This window comes from Micromonospora sp. C95, assembly GCF_018070465.1.
In the GTDB taxonomy this organism is placed as follows: Bacteria; Actinomycetota; Actinomycetes; order Mycobacteriales; family Micromonosporaceae; genus Micromonospora.
The window spans coordinates 60,713-83,071 of sequence record NZ_JAGPXT010000016.1 but is presented as its reverse complement, the minus strand read 5'-3'; the positions used below and the strand labels follow the sequence as shown (position 1 = coordinate 83,071).

General features: G+C 71.4%; 20 protein-coding genes. 9 read left to right on the top strand and 11 right to left on the bottom strand.

From position 1 onward, the window contains the following. Positions 1-30: 30 nt before the first annotated feature. From KBX00_RS18865 to KBX00_RS18855, 3 genes are read left to right on the top strand one after another with little or no spacing between them, the layout of a single operon-like run. On the top strand, positions 31-2,712 hold the full coding sequence (locus KBX00_RS18865; protein ID WP_210828790.1) for an ABC transporter permease: 2,682 nt from the start codon (positions 31-33) through the stop codon (positions 2,710-2,712). A 2-nt stretch (positions 2,713-2,714) separates the two neighbouring features. Next, a complete protein-coding gene (locus KBX00_RS18860) occupies positions 2,715-3,677 on the top strand; it encodes an ABC transporter ATP-binding protein (protein ID WP_210828870.1) in 963 nt (320 codons plus the stop codon). Further along, a complete protein-coding gene (locus KBX00_RS18855; RefSeq protein ID WP_164449865.1) occupies positions 3,674-4,375 on the top strand; it encodes an ABC transporter ATP-binding protein in 702 nt (233 codons plus the stop codon). The genes KBX00_RS18860 and KBX00_RS18855 overlap by 4 nt, the downstream gene beginning before the upstream one ends. Positions 4,376-4,403: 28 nt before the next feature. Here KBX00_RS18855 and KBX00_RS18850 read toward each other — a convergent pair whose 3' ends face one another. Further along, positions 4,404-4,862 (bottom strand): hypothetical protein, encoded by a 459-nt coding sequence (locus tag KBX00_RS18850; RefSeq protein ID WP_210828787.1) that lies wholly within the window; start codon positions 4,860-4,862, stop codon positions 4,404-4,406. Positions 4,863-4,969: 107 nt separating this feature from the next. Beyond that, positions 4,970-5,395, bottom strand: a complete 426-nt coding sequence (locus KBX00_RS18845) for an Hsp20/alpha crystallin family protein (protein WP_210828786.1) — start codon at positions 5,393-5,395, stop codon at positions 4,970-4,972. Positions 5,396-5,554: 159 nt separating this feature from the next. On the opposite strand from KBX00_RS18845, the gene KBX00_RS18840 reads away from it, so the two are divergent. Further along, a complete protein-coding gene (locus KBX00_RS18840; protein WP_210828785.1) occupies positions 5,555-6,436 on the top strand; it encodes an alpha/beta fold hydrolase in 882 nt (293 codons plus the stop codon). A 165-nt stretch (positions 6,437-6,601) separates the two neighbouring features. Then, on the top strand, positions 6,602-7,384 hold the full coding sequence (locus KBX00_RS18835) for an FkbM family methyltransferase (protein WP_210828784.1): 783 nt from the start codon (positions 6,602-6,604) through the stop codon (positions 7,382-7,384). A gap of 8 nt (positions 7,385-7,392) precedes the next feature. Here the strand turns inward: KBX00_RS18835 and KBX00_RS18830 are convergent, their stop codons facing one another. After that, complete coding sequence (locus tag KBX00_RS18830) at positions 7,393-8,391, bottom strand: tyrosine-type recombinase/integrase (protein ID WP_210828783.1); 999 nt, start codon at positions 8,389-8,391, stop codon at positions 7,393-7,395. 106 nt (positions 8,392-8,497) lie between these two features. On the opposite strand from KBX00_RS18830, the gene KBX00_RS18825 reads away from it, so the two are divergent. Continuing rightward, the gene (locus tag KBX00_RS18825) at positions 8,498-9,064 is read left to right on the top strand and encodes an HNH endonuclease (RefSeq protein WP_301548195.1); all 567 of its coding nucleotides are present in this window, start codon (positions 8,498-8,500) and stop codon (positions 9,062-9,064) included. On the opposite strand, the gene KBX00_RS18820 is transcribed toward KBX00_RS18825, so the two are convergent. Further along, entirely contained in the window at positions 9,042-9,581 is a 540-nt protein-coding gene (locus KBX00_RS18820; RefSeq protein ID WP_307868872.1) for a DUF1062 domain-containing protein, read from the bottom strand. The two genes, KBX00_RS18825 and KBX00_RS18820, sit on opposite strands and share 23 nt — an antisense overlap. A 396-nt stretch (positions 9,582-9,977) precedes the next feature. Continuing rightward, positions 9,978-10,247 (bottom strand): hypothetical protein, encoded by a 270-nt coding sequence (locus KBX00_RS18815; protein WP_301548194.1) that lies wholly within the window; start codon positions 10,245-10,247, stop codon positions 9,978-9,980. Between the two features lie 498 nt (positions 10,248-10,745). Between KBX00_RS18815 and KBX00_RS18810 the strand changes: the two genes are divergently transcribed. After that, positions 10,746-11,168 carry a GNAT family N-acetyltransferase gene (locus KBX00_RS18810; RefSeq protein WP_210828779.1) on the top strand — a complete coding sequence of 141 codons (423 nt, stop codon included), beginning with the start codon at positions 10,746-10,748 and terminating at the stop codon, positions 11,166-11,168. 131 nt (positions 11,169-11,299) lie between these two features. Here KBX00_RS18810 and KBX00_RS18805 read toward each other — a convergent pair whose 3' ends face one another. Then, on the bottom strand, positions 11,300-11,758 hold the full coding sequence (locus KBX00_RS18805) for a DUF1992 domain-containing protein (RefSeq protein ID WP_301548217.1): 459 nt from the start codon (positions 11,756-11,758) through the stop codon (positions 11,300-11,302). Between the two features lie 129 nt (positions 11,759-11,887). On the opposite strand from KBX00_RS18805, the gene KBX00_RS18800 reads away from it, so the two are divergent. After that, on the top strand, positions 11,888-12,538 hold the full coding sequence (locus KBX00_RS18800) for a LysE family translocator (protein WP_210828777.1): 651 nt from the start codon (positions 11,888-11,890) through the stop codon (positions 12,536-12,538). Between the two features lie 62 nt (positions 12,539-12,600). On the opposite strand, the gene KBX00_RS18795 is transcribed toward KBX00_RS18800, so the two are convergent. Both KBX00_RS18795 and KBX00_RS18790 read right to left on the bottom strand, forming a co-directional pair. Further along, a complete protein-coding gene (locus tag KBX00_RS18795; protein WP_210828776.1) occupies positions 12,601-13,782 on the bottom strand; it encodes an aminoglycoside phosphotransferase family protein in 1,182 nt (393 codons plus the stop codon). Positions 13,783-13,936: 154 nt separating this feature from the next. Continuing rightward, complete coding sequence (locus tag KBX00_RS18790) at positions 13,937-15,958, bottom strand: beta-galactosidase (protein ID WP_210828775.1); 2,022 nt, start codon at positions 15,956-15,958, stop codon at positions 13,937-13,939. Between the two features lie 166 nt (positions 15,959-16,124). Here KBX00_RS18790 and KBX00_RS18785 point away from each other — a divergent pair, with 166 nt between their 5' ends. Then, on the top strand, positions 16,125-18,473 hold the full coding sequence (locus KBX00_RS18785; protein ID WP_210828773.1) for a TIM-barrel domain-containing protein: 2,349 nt from the start codon (positions 16,125-16,127) through the stop codon (positions 18,471-18,473). Positions 18,474-18,539: 66 nt separating this feature from the next. Here KBX00_RS18785 and KBX00_RS18780 read toward each other — a convergent pair whose 3' ends face one another. Genes KBX00_RS18780 through KBX00_RS18770 form a run of 3 tightly spaced genes read right to left on the bottom strand, consistent with a single transcriptional unit; the run spans position 18,540 to position 22,223 of the window. Then, positions 18,540-19,520 carry a carbohydrate ABC transporter permease gene (locus tag KBX00_RS18780; RefSeq protein ID WP_210828771.1) on the bottom strand — a complete coding sequence of 327 codons (981 nt, stop codon included), beginning with the start codon at positions 19,518-19,520 and terminating at the stop codon, positions 18,540-18,542. Continuing rightward, positions 19,517-20,527 carry a sugar ABC transporter permease gene (locus KBX00_RS18775; RefSeq protein WP_301548193.1) on the bottom strand — a complete coding sequence of 337 codons (1,011 nt, stop codon included), beginning with the start codon at positions 20,525-20,527 and terminating at the stop codon, positions 19,517-19,519. Before KBX00_RS18775 ends, KBX00_RS18780 begins: the two co-directional genes overlap by 4 nt. 31 nt (positions 20,528-20,558) lie before the next feature. After that, positions 20,559-22,223: an extracellular solute-binding protein gene (locus KBX00_RS18770; protein ID WP_307868869.1), complete on the bottom strand. Its 1,665-nt coding sequence runs from the start codon at positions 22,221-22,223 to the stop codon at positions 20,559-20,561. Positions 22,224-22,359: the final 136 nt, after the last annotated feature.

Here is a 22,359-nt window from a genome sequence, read left to right as displayed (position 1 = left end):
CCCCGCAGTCGCGAACGAAAGGCCAGCCCAGTGAGCGCGAGGCGGATCAGGGCGTACGGCGGTCAGGTGGGCCTGCTGGCGGTGCTGGGGTTGGTGGCGGCGCTGCTGCTGACCGCCGCTCCGCGGCTGACCGGGGAGTACGCCGACCGGGGATTACGCGCGGATGTGGCCCGGCTGCCGCACCTGGTGCGGGACGTGTCGCTGGCCGGTCAGCGGCCCGCGCCGGTCGCGGCCGGGCAGGCTGACCTGGATCGCTACGCCGCCGAGTTGCCGCAGCCGCTGCCGGAGCTGGTGCAGCGTCGGTGGTACGCGGCGTCGCTGGACGAGGAGCAGCTGTTCGCCGTCGGCGACGAGCCGCCGATGGACGGCGGTGCCCGCAAGATGTTCGGCCTGCGGGCCCAGACCGGCGTCGCGGAGGCGGCCGAGCTGACCGCCGGACGCTGGCCCCGCACCCGCCCGGGCGGCCCGGTGGAGGTGGTGGTGTCGGGGGCGGTGGCCGAGACACTGTCCCTGCGCGCCGGTCAGCGGTTGCGGTTCGCCGGACGCGACGGTCAGGCGGATGCGCGCGTCGTCGGGGTGTTCGAGCCGCGCGACGTCGGTGACCCGGTCTGGGACGACCTGGGCTACGCGCTGGAGCCGGTGGTCCCGGTGCTGGACGGCGAGCCGTACGTCGTGGCGGGGGTGACCGACTGGGTCGGCGTGGACATCGTCGCCGCCGGCATTGGGGTCCCCGCGGTCAGCGGTTGGCGGTATCGCCTCGACGAGCGGCGGTTGACCGCGGCGACGCTGGAGTCGGTGACGGCGGCGGTGGCGGAGGCCCGTCGCATGTCGTGGAGTTCGGGTGCGACGGTGCAGACGTCGCTGGACGGTGCCCTGTCGCGGTTCGCGGGGCAGTTGCGCGCCGTGCAGGCCCTGCTGGCGGTGGTGCAGGCGGGGTTGGTCGCCAGCCTGCTCGGGCTGATCGTGCTGGCGGCGCGGTTGACGGTGTCGCGGCGACGTGACGAGTTCGCGTTGTTGCGGGCCCGGGGCGCCGCCCTGACCGCGGTGGGGCTGCGGGCGCTGGCGGAGTCCGCGCCGGTGCAGCCGTTGGCGGTGCTTGTCGGTTGGTTCGTCGGCAGCCGGGTGCCGGGGCGAGACGGGGTGTTTCCCTGGTCGGTGCTGGCGTTGGCGGTGCTCACCACCGCGGTGGTGCCGGTGTTGGCGATGCACTCGCAGCGGCGGGTCGGGGTGGTCACCGGGCGTGCCGACGTGGCGTGGCGGCGTCCGTCGACGCGGCGGTTGACCGTGGAGGCGGGTGTGCTGGTGCTGGCCGTGCTCGGGGTGCTGCTGCTGCGTCGCCGTGGTCTCGACCCGGGTGCCGGTGTCGACGCGTACCTCAGTTCGGTGCCGGTGCTGGTCGCGGTGGCCGCGGCGCTGGTGGCGGTGCGGCTGGTGCCGTGGCCGCTGCGGGCGGCCGGTCGGTTGGCCGCGCGGGCCCGGGGCGCGGTGCTGTTCCTCGGTGTCGCCCGGGCCGGTCGGGGTGCGCCGGTGGCGTTGGGTCCGCTGGCGTTGCTGATCGTCGCGGTCAGCACCGGGGTGTTCGGCGGGGTGGTCACCACCACCGTCGGGGCGGCCCGGGACCGGGCGGCCACGTTGACGGTGCCGGCGGATGCCTGGCTGACCGGGTACACCTTCTCCCCCGACGCGCAGGACGCGTTGTCCGGGGTGTCCGGGGTGACGGCGGTGGCCCGGGTGTGGGTGGACTCGAATCGGCGGCTGGTGCCGGAGGCCGGGTCGCCGTCGCGGCAGATCGGCACGGCCCGGGTGCTGGTGGTGGACGGTCCGGCCTTCGCGGAGGTGGTGGCGCGCAGCGGTGTCGAGGTGGACGTGCCGGCCGCCCTGCGGGCTGCCGCCCGGGGTGACGGGCCGGTACCGGCGGTGGTGTCGTCGGAGGTGGCCACGCAGGTCGGTGACCGGGCTGCCGTCGACGTGCAGGGCAGGTTGTACGAGTTCCGGGTGGCCGAGGTGACCGACGCCTTCCCGGGCGTCGGGTTGGGCACCGAACGGTTCGTGGTGCTGCCGTGGCAGGCGCTGCCCGAGTACGAGTACACACCGATCATCCCGAACCGCTATCTGGTGGCCGGTGACGACATCGACGAGGCGCGGCTGTTGGGGGTGGCCGACGACGCGCAGCGGCGACGGCAGTCGGCGGTGCTCGGTGTGCAGGTGACGCGGACGCAGGTGCCGGCGTCGTTGCAGACCTGGCGGGCGTACCGGGAGGATCTGGACCGCACCGGCGCCAACGACGTGCTGACCCTGGCGTTCACCGCCGGCGCGGCCGGCGGCACCGCGCTGGCGGTGCTGGCCGTCGGGTTCGCGGTGGTCGCCGACGCCGCCGGGCGGGGCCGGATGCTGTCCCGGTTGCGCACCCTGGGTCTGTCCGCCGGCCGTGGCCGGCGGCTGCTGGTGTACGAGCTGGTGCCGCTGGTCCTGGTCGCGGCGTTGACCGGGGCGGCGGTGGGTGCGGCCCTGCCCAGGATCCTGGGGTCGACGCTCGGGCTGTCGGCGTTCGTGCCCGGTGTGCCGGTCCGCGCTCACCTGGATCCGTTGGTGCTGGCCTCCGTGTTGGGGCTGGTGGTCCTGGGCCTGGTGACCGGGCTTGTGGTGGAGAACCTGATGAACCGGCGGATGCGCCTCGGTGAGGTGCTGCGTCTGGGAGAGGAGAACCCGTGACGATGGTGTCTGATGGTCCGGACCTGGCGACGCTGCAACGACGGGCGGCGGAGCGGGCCGCCGCGCGGGCCGGTGGCGCCGACCGGCTGCGCGGGCACATCGTCTGCGACGGGCTGGTACGCATCTTCACCAGCGAGGGGGTGGAGGTCGTCGCGTTGCAGGGCCTCGATCTGGTCGTGGACCGTGGTGAGTTGATCGCGATCGTGGGCGCGTCCGGTTCCGGCAAGTCGACAGTGCTGAACATCCTGTCCGGGTTGGACACGCCGACCGCTGGCATCGCCCGGGTGGCCGGGTTCGACCTGCTGACCATGTCGGCCGCCAAGCGGCTGCGGTACCGGCGGCACACCGTCGGGTTCGTGTGGCAGCAGACCGCACGCAACCTGCTGCCGTACCTGACCGCCCGGGAGAACGTGGAGTTGCCGATGCGGCTGGCGCGCCGGGGTGGGCGGGCCGCTCGGCGGCGGGCGGCGGAGCTGCTGGAGATGGTCGGCGTCGGCTACTGCGCGGACCGTCGGCCGGGGCAGCTGAGCGGCGGCGAGCAGCAGCGCTGTGCCGTCGCGGTGGCGGTGGCCAACGATCCGGAGGTGCTCTTCGCCGACGAGCCGACCGGTGAGCTGGACGAGGCGACGGCCGGGGAGGTCTTCGCCGCGCTGCGCACCATCAACGCCGAGTTGGGGGTGACCGTGGTGGTGGTGACCCATGACCCGCAGGTCGCCTCGCAGGTGCGGCGGACCGTGTCGATCCGCGACGGCCGCACCGCCTCGGAGGTGCACCGCACCGCGCGGGTCGGCGCCGACGGTGTCGAGGAGTTGGTGACCGAGGAGTACGCGGTGCTGGACCGGGCCGGGCGGATGCAGTTGCCGGCGGGTTTCGTCGACGCGTTGGCGTTGCGGGACCGGGTGCGGTTGACCCTGGAGCCGGACCACGTGCAGGTGCGTTCCGGTGACGAGAGGAGTGCGCGGTGAGCGAGCAGGAGTTGATCCGGGTCGAGGGGCTCAGCCGCGACTACGGCGGTGGTGACCGGGTCGTCCATGCGCTGCGGGAGGTGTCGTTTCGTGCCGGTCGCGGTGAGCTGGTCGCGGTGCGGGGCCGTTCCGGGGCGGGCAAGACGACCCTGCTGAACCTGATCGGTGGCCTGGACCGGCCCACCTCGGGGCGGGTGTGGGTGGCCGGGCAGGAGGTGACGGCGGCCAGCGAGAAGGAGCTGCTGCGGCTGCGTCGGGACACCATCGGGTTCGTGTTCCAGTCTTTCGGACTGGTGCCGATCCTGTCGGCGGCGGAGAACGTGGGGGTGCCGATGCGGTTGGCGAAGGTGCCGGCGGCGGACCGTGAACAGCGGGTGTCGGTGCTGCTGGAACTGGTCGGGTTGGGTGGGCACGCCGCGCAGCGGCCGTACGAGATGTCCGGTGGGCAGCAGCAGCGGGTGGCGATCGCCCGGTCGTTGGCCAACGACCCGGCGCTGTTGATCGCCGACGAGCCGACCGGCCAGTTGGACTCGGAGACTGGCCGGGCGGTGATGGACCTGCTGCGGGCGGTGGTGCGGGCCCGGGGCATGACGGCCCTGGTCGCCACGCACGACCCGACGCTCGTGGAGTTGGCCGACCGGGTGCTGGTGCTGCGCGACGGCCGGCTGGTCGAGGCGGCCGAGCCGGTTCCGGCGTGACCGCGTGACCGCGTGACCTGGGGCGGTGTCAGTACGGGTCGCCGCAGACGCGCCAGCCGCCGTCCTCCCGTACCACCGACAGGTCCCGTTGTTCGGTGCTGCCGCTGTCGCGGGTCAGCAGCACGGTGACCTTGCCGTGGGGTCGGCCGCCCCGGGTGGCCACGGACACGTCCACGATCTCGTAGTTGCGCACCACCGGCGGGGTGCGTACCCAGCTGGTGAAGCCGAGTTCGCTCCACCGGGTGCGGGCGTCGTCGCAGAGCCGCTCGTACGCGCTGCCGGTGTCTCCCGCGGTGACCTCGCGCAGGAACCCCTCGGCGGTCTGGCGCACCGGGGCGGCGGCCTGGGTGACCAGTTGCAGGTTCCAGGCGCCCAGCCCGGCGACCCCGACACAGCACAGTGCCGTCCCGGCTGCGGCGACGACGAGGCCGACCCGCATCGGATGGCGTCGCCGGGCCGGTCTGCTCCACGGCTGCGCAGCGCCCACACCACTCGACGGTAGAGAATCGGCCGCTGCGGCGGGCGGAAAAGCAGACGTGGCCGGGCGGGACGGTTACCGCCTCCCGTCCGGCCACGTCCGGGGCAGGTCGTCGATCAGGCCTTGATTTCCTTGCGGCCGTTGCCGGTCGCACTGATGGTGACCCGGCGGGGCTTGGCCCGCTCGGCCACCGGGATCCGCAGCGTTAACACGCCGTTGTCGTAGCCGGCTTCGAGCCTGTCGGTGTCGAGGGTGTCGCCGAGGAAGAGCTGGCGGCTGAAGACGCCCATCGGGCGTTCGGCGGCGACGAGTTCGACGTTGTCGCCGGCGGCACGCCGCCGCTCGGCGCGCACGGTCAGCACGTTGCGCTGCACCGTGCAGTCGATGCTCTCCGGGTCGACTCCGGGCAGGTCGAAGGCGGCGTAGAAGAAGTCGCCGTCGCGGTAGGCGTCCATGTGCATGACGGCCGGGCGGCTGGTGCTGCCGAAGAACTGCTCGGCGAGCCGGTCGATCTCACGGAACGGGTCGGTGCGCATCAGCATCGTGTGCCTCCTCGGTTCTCCTGGCCGAAGGTCCCTAGTTGAGTCCGTCAGACTCAACTTCCACTTCCTTATTTAGCGCGCCCGACCCGCGCCGTCAAGTCGACCGTCCACCAGGGCGAAGGTAATCACCCAAAAGACCTGAAAGGGTTAGTCTTGGTCATGGTCGAGGTTCGCCACCAGTACGCCACCGTGCGAGGACACCGCATCTTCTACCGGGAAGCCGGCCCCCACGACGCGCCGACGCTGTTGCTTCTGCACGGCTTCCCCACCAGTTCACGCATGTTCCGTCACCTGATTCCACGACTCGCCGACAGGTTCCACGTCATCGCCCCCGACCACCTCGGCTTCGGTCACTCCGACACCCCGCCCGCCGACACGTTCCCGTACACGTTCGACGCACTCGCCGACATCACCGAGGCGCTCCTGGTCGAACTCGGCGTGCGCCACTACGCCATCTACGTGCAGGATTACGGCGCTCCCATCGGATGGCGGCTCGCGCTCCGCACCCCGACGGCGATCACCGCGGTGATCACTCAGAACGGCAACGCCTACGATGAGGGCTTCGTCCCGCAGTTCTGGCTACCCGTGTGGGCCTACGCCAAGGACCCGGGCCCCGACACGGAGCCGGGAGTCCGCATCGCGCTCGGCCTGGACGCCATCCGCTGGCAGTACCTGCACGGGGTGGACCGCCCCGAACTGGTCGACCCCGACACCTGGACCTTCGACCACCGAGACATCAGCCGCCCCGGCAACGACCTCGCGCAACTCGCGCTTTTCCGTGACTACGCCAGCAACCCACCCCTTTATCCCCAGGTGCACGCGTACTTCCGACGCAGTCGCGTCCCGCTGCTGGCCGTGTGGGGAGCCGAGGACCAGATCTTCGGCCCGGACGGCGCCCGCGCATTCGCGCAGGATCTACCGGAGGCCGAGATCCATCTGGTGTCCGGCGGCGGCCACTTCCTGCTCGAAAGCCACCTGGACACCGTGGTCGGCCACATCCGGGACTTCCTGACCAGCGCCGTGCCGACAACTCGGCCATGAGGCGCCCGACCCCTGCCGGAAGATCACGGGTCGCCAGCAGACCGAGCCGGGGACTCCGCAGGAGCCGGGGGCCGGAGAGGGTTCGGCGACGGGTCCGCCGGTCGCCCGGTGCGGCAACACGTCGGACCGCCACAGCGGGCAGGCCGGGCACGTTAAGGTGCTGCGATGGGTACCCATTCCGCCGCGGTCGAGGCCCTCAAGACCGACCCGCGCACCGCTTCCCTGCGCCGATCGCTTGAGGTCTACTACGGCAACCCCGACCGGGACGCGGCGATGGACTCTTTCTACGCCCGCTTCGTCGGCCCCGGCGATCTGGTCTTCGACATCGGCTCGCACGTCGGGGACCACATCGGCAGCTTCCGTCGGCTCGGTGCCCGGGTCATCGCCGTCGAGCCGCAACCGCTGTGCCTGCGGGCGTTGCGGGCCATCTACGCCGACGACGACCAGGTCACGCTGATCGAGGCGGCCTGCGGTGCCCAACCCGGGCGGATCGGTTTCCTGGTCAATTCGGCCAATCCCACCGTCTCCACCGCCTCCACCGACTTCGTGGCGGCCGCCGCCGGGGCCGGCGGTTGGGAGGGCCAGGTCTGGGACGGCCAGATCGAGGTACCGGTGACCACCGTCGACGCGCTGATCGCCGAACATGGCACGCCGAGCTTCGTCAAGATCGACGTGGAGGGCTTCGAGGATGCCGTGCTCGCCGGGTTGAGCCATCCCCTGCCCGCCCTGTCCTTCGAGTTCACCACGATCGGACGGGCGGTCGCGGTGCGCTGCCTGGACCGGCTCGCCGCCCTCGGCTTCGACGGCTTCGACGTGGCCCTCGGCGACGACAAGTCGCTGACCCTAGGGCGTTGGGTCGATGCCGAGCAGATGGCCGCGCACCTGCTCGCGCTGCCACACGAGGCCAACTCCGGCGACGTGTACTGCGTCCGCACGACGCGCGGTTGACCCGCCGCTCAGCCTCGACGGCGGGCCCTCGCCGCCCAGATCGCGTACGCCGGATCCCGGTCCAGGTTGTGCCGGTCCCGGTCGTAGCGTCGGGTGGTACGCGGATCGGCGTGGCCCATCGCGTCCTGCACGTCCTCCAACGGCACCCCCTCGGACCGGGCGGTGGTGGCGAAGGCGTGCCGCAGCGAGTGCGGTGACAGCCGGGCCCACGCGGCGATCCCGGCGCTCCGGGCGAGCCGCCGCACCAGCCGGAACACCGAGTGCCGGTCGAGCCGGGCGCCGCTGGCGGTGACCAGCAGCGGACCGGCCAACTCCGCCACCGGCACCCGCTGCGCGGCGGCCCGCTCGGCCAGGTACGTGTCGACGGCGTACGCCGTGCCCGGGGTCAACGCCCGGCGGCGCGACCGCCCGCCCTTGCCGACGAAGCGCACGCTGCGGTGTCCCCGCTCGGCGCCCAGGTCGTCCAGGTTCAGCGAGACCAGCTCCCCCACCCGCAGCCCCAGGTCGGCGAGCAGCGCGACCGCGGCCCGGTTGCGGGCGGCGGTCGGCCCCGTCTCGGCCTCGGCCGCCGCGAGCAGCGCGTCCACCTCGTCGGGCGCCAGACCGACCGTGGCCGAGTGGTCCCGGTCGACCCGGGGCCGGTCGGCTCCGGCCACCGGGTTGAGCTCCACCGCCCGCAGCTTGATCAGGAAGTCGTACCAGCTCGACAGCGCGGACAGCTTCCGGGCCACCGTCGCCGGGGTCAGCGGGCGGCCGGTCCGGTCGGAGACGGTGTTCTCCAACGCCCGCCCGTACTCGTTGACGTGCAGGAAGTTCGCCCGCAGCGGATCCAGGTGCCGGGCGGCGCACCAGGCCAGCCAGCCGGCGACGTCCCGGCGGTACGCATCACGGGTGTGCTCGCTCAACCGCCGGTTACGCAGCCAGGCGTCGGTGACGGCCATCGGCCCGTCGGGCAGCGCCGGGTAGGCCGACGGGCGGTACTGCACCGAAGTGTCGTGCGGACGCATGTGAAAAATGCTCTCAGTCCTGGTGCGGGTTGACGATCAGGCGCGCCGACACATCATGATCGACCGGACGGTACCTCGCGTCGCACCCGACCCCTACGCTGGCCCGGTGCTGTCTCAGGTCAACGGTCTGTCCCGACACTTCACCGAGGACACCCTGCGGGCATATCTGCTCGCCCGCTCGATGCGGGCCGACAACGGATGCCTCGTCGTGCGCGGGTACGGCGGCCAGCGCGGCGGGTACCAGAAGCTCGCCGGACGGGCGTGGGCGCACATCGCGGCGTACGTGGTATTCGTCGGCGGCTACGACCCCACCCTGGAGGTCCACCACGACTGCGGCGCGCCTGACTGCATCGAGCCGACCCATCTGCGCCAGCTCAGCCACGCGGACACCTGCCGGGAACGCGCCCAACGTCCGCGCTGCCGCAACGGGCACGAGCGGGAGACCGACCCGGCGACGGGTCGCCTCCGGCGGGTCTGCCGGGCCTGCAACCGGCTGGCGCAGCAACGCTGGCGGGCGCGCCAGGCGGCAGAGGTCGCTGAAGCCCGTGCGGCGTACGGGCGAGTTCCTGCTGACCCGGCCGTCCCCGCCGCCTGCCGTGGCGGGGACGGGGCGGCCGGGCGGGTCGGTTGGCACCCGCCCGGCCACACCGTCACGGTCCAGCCGTCACCGTGAAGGTGAAGTCGGTACTTCTCGGACGGCGCAACGGAATGTCGCACTTGATCCGGCGCAGTACCTCGCGCCTGCTGAGGCCGAGCCCGTGCGCGATGAGCCGTTCCGGACGCACCGGAACCGGATCGTCGAAGGCGACCGCCACCTGGACCGGCCACGTCCGGTCGGGCCACCCCGACGAGGTGTCCAGCCGCCACGCCCCGGTCCAGTCGAGAGCGAACCGGTTGCGGCGGGCCAGCTGCGGATCCAACAGCCGGGACGCCACAAGTGCCGGATCGTTGAGGCGGTATCCGCGCAACTCGGCCGGATCGAAGGATCTGACCGGGGTGCGTTCGTACACGGTGAGCTTGCTGGTCCGGTCGCAGGACACGCAGCGGACCAGCAGCCACACGTCGAGCAACTTGTGGTTGGCATTGACGCGAAACCTGCCGGGACCGGTGGTGGCCGACCCCGACGGGCAGTCCACGCAGTGCAGCGACAGCAGCGGCAGCCTGGTCCGACGGACGACCCAGGGCAGCACGATATGAGGTTGTGAAGACACGATTGCTCCGAAAGACCTGACCCGAGGCCGATTGAGCGCGGCCTCAAACGCGGTACGACCGGGCGCGCGGCGGCAGCCCGGCAGAGCCGACGCAAGCGTCGGCTACCGGTGAGCGGAAGATGTCAGGTCTAGCGAGCAGGCGGGGTCACGCGGTTCGTCCTCTGTCCTCACTGCCACGGGTCGCAGGCAACCTATGAGAACGTGCGGCCGACGCTCAAGCGGTTTACGACTACGCCCAGCGACCACCGCAAGGAGAGGTCAATCAGTGACCGGCCGCCGACGGAATGAGCAGCCAGCGCGCGAAGCAGCTTTTCTCGTCGAGTTCCGTGAACCAGCGAACCTTCAGCCGGTAGGCCGCCACACCCTCGGTGCTCATCAGTAACCCCGGATCGACGCCCCGCGACGGCGACCCGTGCTCCGGAAGACCTCAATCCAGCTGTCGTCCCGAACGACACCGTCCCCACCGACGAGAACCGCCATCCGCATGCCGACCGAAAGCCCTGTCTCCTCCGGCGTCAACTCCAGAGTCCGATCGAACTCCTCTTCACTATCTCCCCGCCAGTCACCACGCCCGGCGCTGTCGATGGCGAGGAACTGCTCACCGTTGGTCCACAACCGCCCGACATGGATCCACTCGTCCCGCATCAAGCCAGTATCTCGACGGAGTCCGGTATCCGTTACCGGGCCACGACTCCCTTGCCGGTGCGTGACCTACCGTCGTTCCCCGCCTGGATACCGAGCCGTGCGGTACCGACCAGGTCGGCGGTCGTACCCACGGTCCTGGACGACGCCGGTCGACTCGGGGTAGGTGACCCTGGTGGGGCTGTCGGGGACGTCGTAGCCGAATCCGTACCGGGGCCGAGCTGCCCGCTCTCGGCGACTGCTACACCAGCCTCAGCGCTTACGCACCTTAACAGTCATTATGATGTGCGTACGTTATGTCCGATTTGCGGTCTCGTAATTGATGGTTTGGCATAACCGGTAATCCGTTAATTGATTCATGTCGTCCGCCAGTCGATCTCAAGCGGTGGTCGACAACCTCGAACCCGTCAACAAGGTGGAATGCCTGGCCGCACGATCGAAAGGTTCGGACCCAGCACCCACCCGGCCGCCTGATGCGCAGCAGCTCATTCCGGAGGATCTATGCGAACCTTGCTGACCACGATGCGGTTACGTCTGCGCCCGTTCACCTTCGCCGACGCTGAGGAACTACACGCCCTCTTCTCTGACCGAGAGACCAACACCATCGGATCAGGCCCCTTCACCTCTCTAGCCGAGACGCACCGGTGGATTCAGAACCGCATCGCCGCGCAAAGCGAACACGGATTGTGCTGGTATGCGCTACGAGGAATCGACACCGACCAGCTGATCGGGAACTGCGGCATGCTGCGCGGCCGGAGCACCTACGCCGAGCCTGAACTCGGCTACATGATCCACAAGAAGCACCAAGGGCAGGGACTGGCATCAGAGGCCGCGACCGCCGTCCTGAAGGAGTGCCGAGCCTCCGGCATCCAACGCGCGTCTGGGCCAGCATCCGACCTCACAACACCGCGTCGCGCCGGATAGTGGAGCGACTCGGAATGCACGCCGAACGCACCGACCACGACGAACGCGGCGCCCTCATCCTCTACACGGTCGACCTCCGCGCGCCCGATGCAAGACGCTCCTGAGCTGCGGTGCCTCAGGCGGAGGCCGATTCAGGCGGTGCGGCGGCGACGGAACCAGGAACGCCGTCGCCGGGCTGGCGGTTCTGCGACGGGCGCCGGCGGGACGGCCTTGCGCCGTTCGTTCCGCCAGCGGCGCACCACCTCGTCGACGTTCACCGGACGCACCACCACCCGTGGGCCGGACGGGTTACGCAGCCAGGCCAGCACCTCGGCGTTGAGATCGGCCACGACCGCCCGCACCGCCTGCTCGGTGGGCAGATCCCGGACCTCGTCGGGCAGTTGCTCGATGCGGCGACGCAGCAGCAGCGGGGTGGGCAGCAACAGGTTGGTCGGTAGCTGTTCGCGCTCCAGGAAACTCTTGATCCACCAGGACTCGTCGTAGGGTGTCCCCCGGCCGGCGATCGGCTTGCCCGCACCGGGCAGATTGTCGAACTCGCCGCGCTCCTGCGCCGCCCGGATCTGCGCCTCGACCGACGCCTCCCACCGCATCTCCACCCTCGCCACCTCCCCGGACAACCGTAACGTGACCACTGTCTCCCGATGGCGCAGCGTCACGGGCCCGACCGGCATTCCCCGGTGCCCTAGGCTCAGAGTCACGGTGGGACGGGGGTCACGGACATGGTCGGTACAGCCGGAATTGTCGGCATCGCGTTGGTCGCCCTCGGGATGGTGCTGACGCCGGGACCGAACATGGTCTACCTGGTGTCACGGTCGGTGACCCAGGGCCGACGAGCCGGGCTGATCTCGCTGCTCGGGGTCGCCGCCGGCTTCGCGGTCTACCTGGGTGCGGCGGTCGCCGGCATCGCCACCGTGTTCGTGCTGGTACCGGCCCTGTACACGGCGGTCAAGCTGGCCGGCGCGGCGTACCTGCTGTGGCTGGCGTGGCAGGCGTTGCGCCCCGGCGGGCAGTCGCCGTTCAACCCGGCGCCGCTGCCACCGGATCCGGCCCGCTGGCTGTTCACCATGGGGCTGGTCACCAATCTGCTCAACCCGAAGATCGCCATCCTGTACGTGTCGCTGCTGCCGCAGTTCATCGACCCGGCACGCGGCAACGTCGCCGGGCAGAGCCTGCTGCTCGGGCTGACCCAGATCGTCGTGGCGCTGACGGTGAACACGTTGATCGTGCTCACCGCCGGTGGCATCGCCGGTTTCCTCAGCCGGCGGCCACTGTGGCTGCGCGTACAGCGGATGCTGATGGGCACGGTGCTGGCGGCGATGGCGGTGCGGATCGCCAGCGACCGTTCCCGCGCCGCCGTCGCCACCGGCTGAGCCCGCCGTCCCGCACCGCCCTCGACCGCAGCCGGGACCGGGCCGAGCTGCCCGGTCCACGGTCAGCGGCGTACCGCCCCGGTGGCCGCGTCCAGCAGTTGTTCCAGGACCGCGCGGGTGGGCAGGTGCGTCAGTAGGTGCGCGACGCTGCGGTCGGCGTACCGCCGCTCCTCGTCGTCGGCTGCCTCCAGGGCACCGTCCACCTGCCCGAAGACGTAGTTGGCCAGGCTGGTGACCGCGCCACGGAACGCGGCAAGGTCCAGCGGTGGCAGGGTGCCCGCCGTCGTGCGGTACCCGTCGAGCAACGCGCGGGCGCCGGCCACGTTGACCACCCCACCGGGGACCACGGCCCAGTCCAGCAGTGCGTTGGCCAGCTCCCAGCTCGGCGGTTGACCGCCGGCATGTTCCCAACCGACGACGACGAGGCGGCCGTTGCTGGCCAGTCGGGTGCTCGCCGGACCGAGGGTGTTGTGGCATAGCACGGGTTCCGGCGCCTCGGTGTCGATCCCGATGCCGTCGAGGTCCGTCAGGGTGGCGACCGCTGCATCGAGCGCGGCAGCCCAGCTGGCCCGGCGAGCCGCAGCACCGGCGGCGAGGTCGGACCAGCGTTTGGTGGTCAGCCGGGTGCCGTGCCAGGGGCTGACCCGATCGACCGGCAGGCCGAACCCGTGGATCGCGGCGAGGACACCACCGACCGCACGGGTGACCGACGAGCGGGCCGGGGCGAGCAGCGGTGGCCCGGAATGCAGCCCCTCGTAGACCCGCCAGCGGTGTCCGCCGATGGTTTCGACGATCCGGCCCGCACGGCTGCGCACCGGCGCGGGCAGCAGGATGCCGGCGGTCGCGGCGGCCTGCTGCAACGCCACGTCGGTCTCGGCGTCGACGATGGGCCACCAGGTGTCCATCGTCCGCACCGCCCAGCGGCCCCGGTCCGTCACCAGCCACCAGCGACGCCCCATGTCGTCGGCACGGGCCACGGAGCGCATCTCGCCGACTACGTCACCGAGGCCGTAGCTGGCGGCGATCGCGTGGGCCAGGGACACCTCGGCGATCTCGGCCCGGCCCCGCATCCGGGCGACCTCGGCCTTCAGCGCTGCCCAGGTGGAAAAGCCGTACTGCTCGGCCAGCCGAGCCTGCGCGGTGGTCAGCGTCGCGGCCGGGTCGATGTCGCGCAGGCCGGCGAGCAGGTTCTTGGCCTGCTGACGCAGGTGGTCGAGGCTGGGGTTGTCGGGCAGGGTCTTCACGCGGCACCTCACTGCTCGCCCGGACTCGCACGGGCGGAACTGAGCTTCGGTGTCCGTCGCTCGACAGATGGTGTGGGGTGGCTTCGAGCCTACCGGCGAGTCTCGGCGCGTTCCCGACGCGCTGGTGCGAGATTAGCCAGCCCCGGCCGGCGGATCAACCCTTGTGCTCGCGGAGCACGGCGACGCCACCGGCTGCCAGGGTGACCGCCCGGTCGACCGGCGTCGCGGTGAGCAGCTCCACTCCGCGCGCGGGTACGCGCAGTTCGTGGCCGGTGTGGTTGAGCAGGAACAGCCAGCTCGCCTCGCCGTCGCGGCGACGTACCGCCTCGACTCCCTCGGGTGCGTCGGGACAGACGGTGGTGACGCCGGCCGTCCGGGCGACGGTGCCGAGCAGCCGCCGGTAGGTGGTGTCGTCGAGGCGGGTGGACAGGTACCAGGCGGTGCCGGCGCCGACCTCGTGCCGGGTGACGGCGGGCATCGCGTCGAGTACTCCCCCGACGTAGCAGACGACCGGGTCGGCACCGGTCAGGCGCAGCGTCTCGGCCCAGGTCCGCCCGGTGCCGCCGCCGTCGAGGAGGACGTGGTCGTCGACGGCGAGGGGGTGGAACTCCTCGGCGTACACGCCCAGCAGGTCCCGTAGCGCGCCCGGATAGCCGCCGAGGCGTATCCGGGCGTGTTCGTCGGCGACACCGCTGAGGTAGGTGGCCAGCAGGTGCCCGCCGGCATGGACGTAGCGGTGCAGCCAGTCGGCGGTGGCGTCGTCGATCAGGTAGACGGCGGGCAGGACGAGCAGCCGGTAGGCGTCGAGCGGGTCGCCCGGGGTGATGGTGTCGCAGGCGTACCCGTTGCGCCACAGGGCCCGGTGCGCGGCGGCGAGTTCGTCGTGGTGGTCCGGCAGGGTCGACGGCAGGCCCGGGTGGCGCAGCGCCCAGCCGCTGGCCGCGTCGACCACGAGCGCCACGGCCGCCTCGACACGGCCGCGCACCTCGCTGAGCTGCCGCAGGGCGGCGCCGAGTGCGACGGTTTCCCGGAACACCCGGCTGTCCGGGCCGGCGTGCGGCACCAGGGCGGAGTGGAAGCGTTCGGCACCGCCGACCGGTGCCCGCCATTGGAAGAACATCGCACCGTGGGAGCCGCGAGCCACGTGGGCGAGGCTGTGTCGCAGCATCCGCCCCGGCTCCTTGGTGTGCATCCGTCCGGCGGTGTGGATCTGGTTGGGCGCGCTCTCCATCAGCAGCCAGGTCGCTGCGCCGCCGGCCGGCGGCGGGCCGGGGCGGCGGTGGGCGGCGGCGTGTCGGGCCCAACCACGGGCCAGGTCGGCGACGAGCGCGGTCTGCTCCTCGGCGCCGCCGTCGACGGCGGACGGGTAGTGGTCGACCGCGACCAGGTCGACCTCGGTGGCCCAGCGGGCGTGGTCGACCGGCACCCAGTCGCCGAGCACGTAGTTGGTGGTGATGGTCAGCGCCGGGTTCGCCGCCCGCAGCAGGTCGCGTTGCTCGGTGTACGCGGCGAGCAGGGTGTCCGACCAGAAGCGACGGAAATCGAGCAGCTGGCCCGGGTTGGGCAGGTACTGGGTGGCCCGGGGAGTGCTGATCTGCGCCCAGTCGGAGTAGTGCTGGCTCCAGAAGCTGGTGACCCAGGCGTCGTTGAGGGCGGCCAGGTCACCGTGGCGGGTGGCCAGCCAGCGCCGGAAGGCCCGGGCGGTGTGCTCGCAGTGGCAGGTCGTGCCGTACTCGTTGTGCACCCGCCAGCCGGCCAGCGCCGGATGGTGGGCGTACCGGTCGGCCAGGGCTGCGGTGACGCGCAGCGCGGCCTCGCGGTAGGCGGGGGTCGCGGCGCAGTAGGTGTCCCGGCTGCCGTGGTGCAGCCGGATCCCGTCGGCGGTGACCGGAAGCGCGCCCGGGTGGGCCAGGGAGAACCAGGGTGGCGGCGAGGCGGTCGGCGTGGCCAGGGCGACCCGTACGCCACCGGCGTGCAGCAGGTCGAGCACCCGGTCGAGCCAGCCGAAGGTGTACCGGCCGGGTGCCGGTTCGAGCCGGGACCAGGCGAACACCCCCACGGTGACGAGGTTGACCCCGGCCTGGCGCATCAGCGCGACGTCCTCGGACCAGACCTGCGCCGGCCACTGCTCGGGGTTGTAGTCGCCGCCGTGGCAGAGCGGGCCGTCGGTCCACATCACCATCACCAGCCCGCCGGTTTAGTTGAGGATGCGTCCAAACTATGGATCACTCCTGCCCATGTCAACGGCCGATGGCCGGCCCGTATTTACGATCGTCGTTGACAGTTCGTTGGATAGTTAAAGAAACTGTCGGCACCGCCGCGAACGCCGCCGAGGAGAGCTGATGCCGTACCGACCGCCGTTGGTGCCCTACGAGACCTTCGTCGCCGACCCACCCGACCTGCCGGTGCGGGCCCCTGGTGAGGGTGGCCCGGCCATGGTGAGCCGGGCCGAGATCGCCGGCACCGACGCCCAAGGAGCCACCGTCAAGGCGGTACTGGCCGACGGGGTGACCGCAGTCGTGCGCATCGACGCGGCCGGCGACGGGGTGATCCGGGTGCGGCTGGCCGAGGATCCCCAGGCCCGCAGCCGGTCGGCCCAGCTGATGCCGCTGGTGCATCCCCGTCCCCACCCGGCCACCGTCACCGTCGACGACCGGCAGGTGCGGATCGACGCCGGCGCGCTGGTCGCCGAGATCCGGCTCGACCCGTGGCACCTCCGGTTCCTGCGCCCCGACGGCTCGCTGGTGCTGGAGCAGGATCCGGGTACGGTCGACATCAGCGGCCGGCAACGCACCCTGCCGTTCGGACACTCCACCACAGACGGCGTCCGGGTCGCCTGGCACGAGAGCTTCCTCGCCCCCGGCGACGAGCGGTTCGTCGGTTTCGGCGAGAAGTTCACCCCGCTGGACAAACGCGGCCAACGGGCGCTGATGTGGAACTTCGACGCCTTCGGCAGCGAGTCCGACCGGTCGCACAAGAACGTGCCGTTCTACCTGTCCAACCGGGGCTACGGGGTGCTCGTCGACAGCGGACTGCCGGTGCAGTTCGACGTCTGCCAGTCCACCCACAGCGCGGTGCAGATCCTCGTCCCCGACGACCTGCTCGACTACTACGTGCTGGCCGGGCCGACGCCCACCGAGGTGCTCGACCGGCTGCACCAGCTGACCGGGCAGCCGTACCTGCCGCCGCGCTGGGCCTTCGGCACCTGGGTCTCCTCGGGCTTCTACCCCGACAGCCAGGAACGGGTGCTGGAGCGGGCCCGCCGCCTGCGTGAACGCGACATCCCCTGCGACGTGCTGCACCTGGACTGCTACTGGCAGGTCGCCGGCAACTGGTCGGATCTGCGCTGGGACGCCGAGGCGTTCCCCGACCCGGCCGGGATGCTGCGCACCCTGGCCGAGCAGGGCTTCCGGGTCTGCCTCTGGATGAACCCCTACCTGATGACGGCCAGTCCGCTCTACGCCGAGGCCGAGGCGGCCGGATACTTCCTGCGCCGGCCCGACGGCAGCACGTACGTCGCCGACGTGTGGCACGGCAGCTACCCGGCCTCGGCCGTCGTGGACCTGACCAATCCGGCGGCGGTGGACTGGTTCACCGGGCTGCTGCGTCCGTTGCTGCGGCAGGGGGTGGCGGTGTTCAAGACCGACTTCGCCGAGGGGGTGCCCGCCGACGCGGTGGCGCACAACGGGATGAGCGGCGTCGACCTGCACAACGTGTACGCCCTGCTGTTCAACGACGTGGTCGCCGGCGTCACCGAGGAGGTGGCCGGCCACCGGGCGGTCTGGGCACGCTCGTCGTACCTGGGCGGGCAGCGGCACAGCGCGCAGTGGAGCGGTGACGTCAACGCCACCTGGCCGGCGCTGGCCAGCACGCTGCGCGGCGGTCTGTCGCACGGACTGTCGGGCGTGCCGTTCTGGAGCCACGACACCGGCGGCTTCCACGGCACCCCCGAGCCCGACCTCTACGTCCGCTGGTCGCAGTTCGGCGCGCTGTCGCCGCTGGTGCGGCTGCACGGCACCACCAGCCGGCTGCCGTGGGAGTTCCCGGCCGAGGCGGAACGACTCGCGGTGGCCGCGTTGCGACTGCGCTACCGGCTGATGCCGTACCTGTGGTCGGCGGCGGTGCAGTCGGCCCGCACCGGCGTACCGATGATGCGAGCCCTGCTCGTCGACACCCCGCAGGACCCGACGGCCTGGACGACCGACCTGCAGTACCGGCTCGGCACGGACCTGCTGGTCGCGCCGGTCATCGACGCGTCCGGGGTGCGGGACGTGTACCTGCCCGTCGGGGACGACTGGTTCGACGCCGCCACCGGCGAACTTCACCCGGGCGGCCGGCACCTTCGGGTGCGGTCGCCGCTGTCGCGGATACCGCTGTACGTGCGCCGGGGTGCGCTGCTGCCGCTGGTCGCGCCGGGGGCCACCGTCGGCGACGGGCCTTTCCGGGACATCACCCTGGTCAGCTGGGGAGCGGTGGACGGGCGCACCGTCGTGCACGACGTGGACGCAGACACGATCATCGAGGCGGTCCGCGACGGCGACGAGTTGCGGATGGCGACCCGGGGGCCGCTACGGGTGGGGCAGCTGGCGCTCGCGGGCGTCGGCGACGCCGACCGGCCGGCCCGGTCGCTGCTCAACGGTGCGGCGGTGACCGTCGTGCCCTTCGCGGGGCTCTTTCCCACACCGGGCTGACCGTCGCGCGCGGCGCCCGGGTGGACGGGTCCGGGTGCCGCGCGCGACGGGGCTCCGCTGCGCGGGTCAGCCCTTCACCGCGCCGGTGATCACGCCCTTGGTGAAGTGACGTTGCACGAACGGGTAGATGATCACCGCCGGGACGACCGTGACCACCACCACCGCCATCTTGACCGCGAGCGTCGGCGGGTACGCGGTCACCCCGGGCAGGCTCACCGCCGCACCGGAGACGTTCGGCGACTGCCCGGCCAGGATGTAGCTCTGCAGCACCCGCTGGAGCGGGAACTTGTCGTTGGAGTCGATGTAGAGCACCGCGTTGAAGTAGGCGTTCCAGTAGCCGACCGCGTAGAAGAGCCCGACCACGGCGATCACCGCGCGCGACAGCGGCAGCACGATCCGGGTCAGGATGCGCAACTCGCCCGCGCCGTCGATGCGCGCGCTGTCGAGCAGTTCCGCCGGGACGTTCATGAAGAAGGCCCGGATCACCACCAGGTTGAACACGCTTATGGCGCTGGGCAGGATCAGCGCCCAGATACTGTCCTTGAGGCCCAGCCCGGTCACCACCAGGTAGCTCGGCACCAGGCCGGGGAAGATCAGGAACGTCAGCAGGAAGTAGAACAGCAGCCCACGGTGAGCCACCGAGCCCGGCCGGGACAGCCCGTACGCGGCCAGCACGGTGAGCACCAGGCTGACCGTGGTGCCGAGCACCGTGACCAGGGTGCTGATCCACACCGCCCGGGTGACGTCGCCGCCGCTGAAGATGGTGATGTACGCCGACGGGTCGATCTCCTGGGGCACCATCACCATGCCCCCCGCCTCGTCGATGGTGCCCCGCGAGGCGAGGCTGGTGACCAGCACCGCCCACAGCGGCACCAGCACCGCCGCCACCAGCAGGGTGAGCACGACCGCCTTGGCCACGGTGCCCGACACCGACGGCGGTCCCTCCCACACGGCCCGGCCGGACCGTCGTCGTGGCCGTGGCGGCGGGGCACCCGCCGTGGCCGGTGCCGCCGGTACCGGGCCGGCCCCGCTCAGCTGTGCGGTCATGACTTGGAGTACACCCCCTGTTCGCCGAGCCGGTGCGCGATCTTGTTGGCGGTGAGGATCAACGCCAACCCGACCACGGCCTTGAACAGGCCCGCCGCGGCACCAAGCCCCCACTGCTGGGTGCTGATGGCCTGGTAGTAGACGAACGTGTCGAGAACCTCGGCGGCCTGCCGGCCGACGGCCTCCCGTTGCAGGATGAACTGCTCGAAGCCGACCGACAGCGCGTCACCGAGCCGCATGATGAGCAGGAGCACGATCACCGGTCGCAGGCCCGGCAGGGTGATGTGCCACAACCGCCGCCAGCGGCCGGCGCCGTCGGCCGCCGCCGCCTCGTACAGGTTCGGGTCGATGGCCGACAGCGCGGCCAGGAAGACGATCGCGCCCCAGCCGAGGTCCTTCCAGACCGCCTCGGCGGTGACCAGCACGATGAACGTGTCCGGGTTGGTCATGATCTCCCACGGCTCGTGGCCGGCCTGGCGCATCTCCTGGGCCAGCAGCCCGGCCCCGCCGAGCATCTGCACGAAGAACGTCACCACCAGCACCCAGCTGAAGAAGTGCGGCAGGTAGACCACGCTCTGCACGAAGCCGCGCACCCGGCCCGACACGACGCTGTTGAGCATGATCGCCAGCAGGATCGGCAGCGGGAAGAAGAAGACCAGCTGGAAGGCGGTGATGCTCAGGGTGTTGCGTACCGCGTCCCAGAACAACGGGTCGCGGAAGAGGGCCTCGAAGTTGCCGAAACCGATCCACTCGCTGTTGACGAACGCCGCGAGGGGATCGTCGCCGACGAACGGGTTGTAGTCCTGGAAGGCGATGACGTTGCCCAGGGTCGGCAGGTAGTGGAAGACCAGCAGCAGCGCCGCCGCCGGCGCGGTCATCGCCAGCAACGGCCAGTCGCGGCGCAACCGGGCCCGCAGGGTACGCCGGCCGGGGCGTGGACGGCGCGCTGGCCGACGCCCGCCCGGCCGGCCGCGGCCGGGCGTCGGTGTCAGGGTGGGCGCGCTCATTCCCGCGCTCCGCGGTGCCGTGTCGGCATGCTCACCGGCCGTTGTCGGCGAGCGCCTTCTCGAAGAAGGCGCGCCCCTCCTCGCCGCCGGAGTCCAGGAACTCCTTGCGGACCTGTGCCAGGTCGCCGACCGGGCGGCGGCCCCGCACGATGTCGCGGACCTTGTCGTCGGTCGGCTGGATGATCTTCGACCAGTTCGCCGGCAGTTCCAGCTTGATCCCGGCGAACAGGTCCTTCTCCATCGCGTCGAGGTGCTTGCGGTAGTAGCCGATGTAGTCCTGCACGTAGTTCGGGGTGTCACCGCTGCGCACCTTGACCGGCACCCGGCCGCCGATGTGGGTGTACTGGGCGCCGAGTTCCTTGCGGCCCAGCTCGGTCGGGGCCGGTGTGCCGTCGGCGGTGCGGGTGAAGTGCTCGCCCTCGGCGCCGTACTCGCGGAGCTCGAACTCCCGGCTGCCGAAGGGAGCGGCACACCAGTTGAGCACGCCGAGCAGTTCCTCGACCCGCTCGGGAGCGAGATCCTTCTTCAGGAAGGTGTAGAAGACCGGCTTCTCACTGCCCCAGATGACCGGCTGGGCGCCGCTGGCGCCGAAGACCGGCAGCGGCTGCATGTCGAAGGTGGGCAACTCCTTGACCCGTTCGCTCTGCATGCCCTGCCAGGCGCCGAGTCCGTCCTGGTACATCAGGATCTTGCCGGCCTTGAACAGCTGCTTCTCGTCGGCGCCCTTGCTGGCCGCCGTCTCCGGGTGCACCAGACCGTCGGCGAACAGCCGGGCGGTGAACTCGAGCGCGGCGGCGAAGGCCGGGTTCTCGAACTTGTGCTCCAGGCCGCCGTCGGGCTTCTTGCGCCAGGTCTGCTGGCAGCCGAAGAGCTGCTGGACCATCTCGAACACGCTGCCGAAGGCCCACACGCCCTTGGCCGGGTCGGTGGCCTTCTTGCCGAACTCGTACAGCTCGTCGGGGCTGGTCGGCGCGGCCAGGCCGGCCGGGGCGAGCAGGTCCCGGCGGTGGAACAGTGCGTAGGCGAACGGACCGTCGGTGGGAAACGGCACCGCGTACAGGCGGCCGCCCCAGACCGAGTACTCCCAGGCGCCGGTCGGCAGCGAGGCCAGATACGGGTACCTGGCGGCGGCGTCGCCCTTGAGGTGGTCGGTCAGGTCGGTGAACAGCGCCTTTACCGCGTCGGAGAACCGGGCGACCTTGTCGACCTCCCAGTTCGGCGCGCTCAGCAGGTCGGGCACGTCGCGGGCGCCGAGCATGGCGTTGAGCTTGTCGGCGTAGGTGTTGCCGTCCTGCAGGCTCGGGTCCACCTCGACGCCGAGTTTGCCGTTGACGGCCGCCAGGTAGGCGTTGCGGCCCAGCGGCGGCGGGGCCGGCCCCCACCAGGGACTCATCGTGCGGATCGGCGGGCCGCCCCGGCCGGGTGCCTCGGTGACGGCGTCGACCAGCTGGGTCGGGTAGGTCAGGTAGCCGTCCGGGATAGGTCCCTCGCCGGGGATGTCCGGCTTGAGCAGCTCGACCCGCTGGTAGGTGGGCAGGACCGAGCGGATGGCATCGGCGCCGGTGGCGCTTCCCTGGCTGCCGGCCTCCTTGCTGCATCCGGCCATGGTGGTGCCGCCGACGGTCGCGGCGGCGCCGAGGCCGAGCAGCCGCAGCAGGGTGCGGCGGTCGGTGGACGTGCGCGGGGAAGACGTCACGGCGCACTCCCTTCGTTGTCGGTAACGGTTTGCGGAGTCAACCGCCCGGGCTAGGATTAGTTGGGGTTATAGCCGAACAAACTAATCGACGGTAATCCGTCCCACAAGACAGGGCGGGCGGCCTGATCGGCCCCGC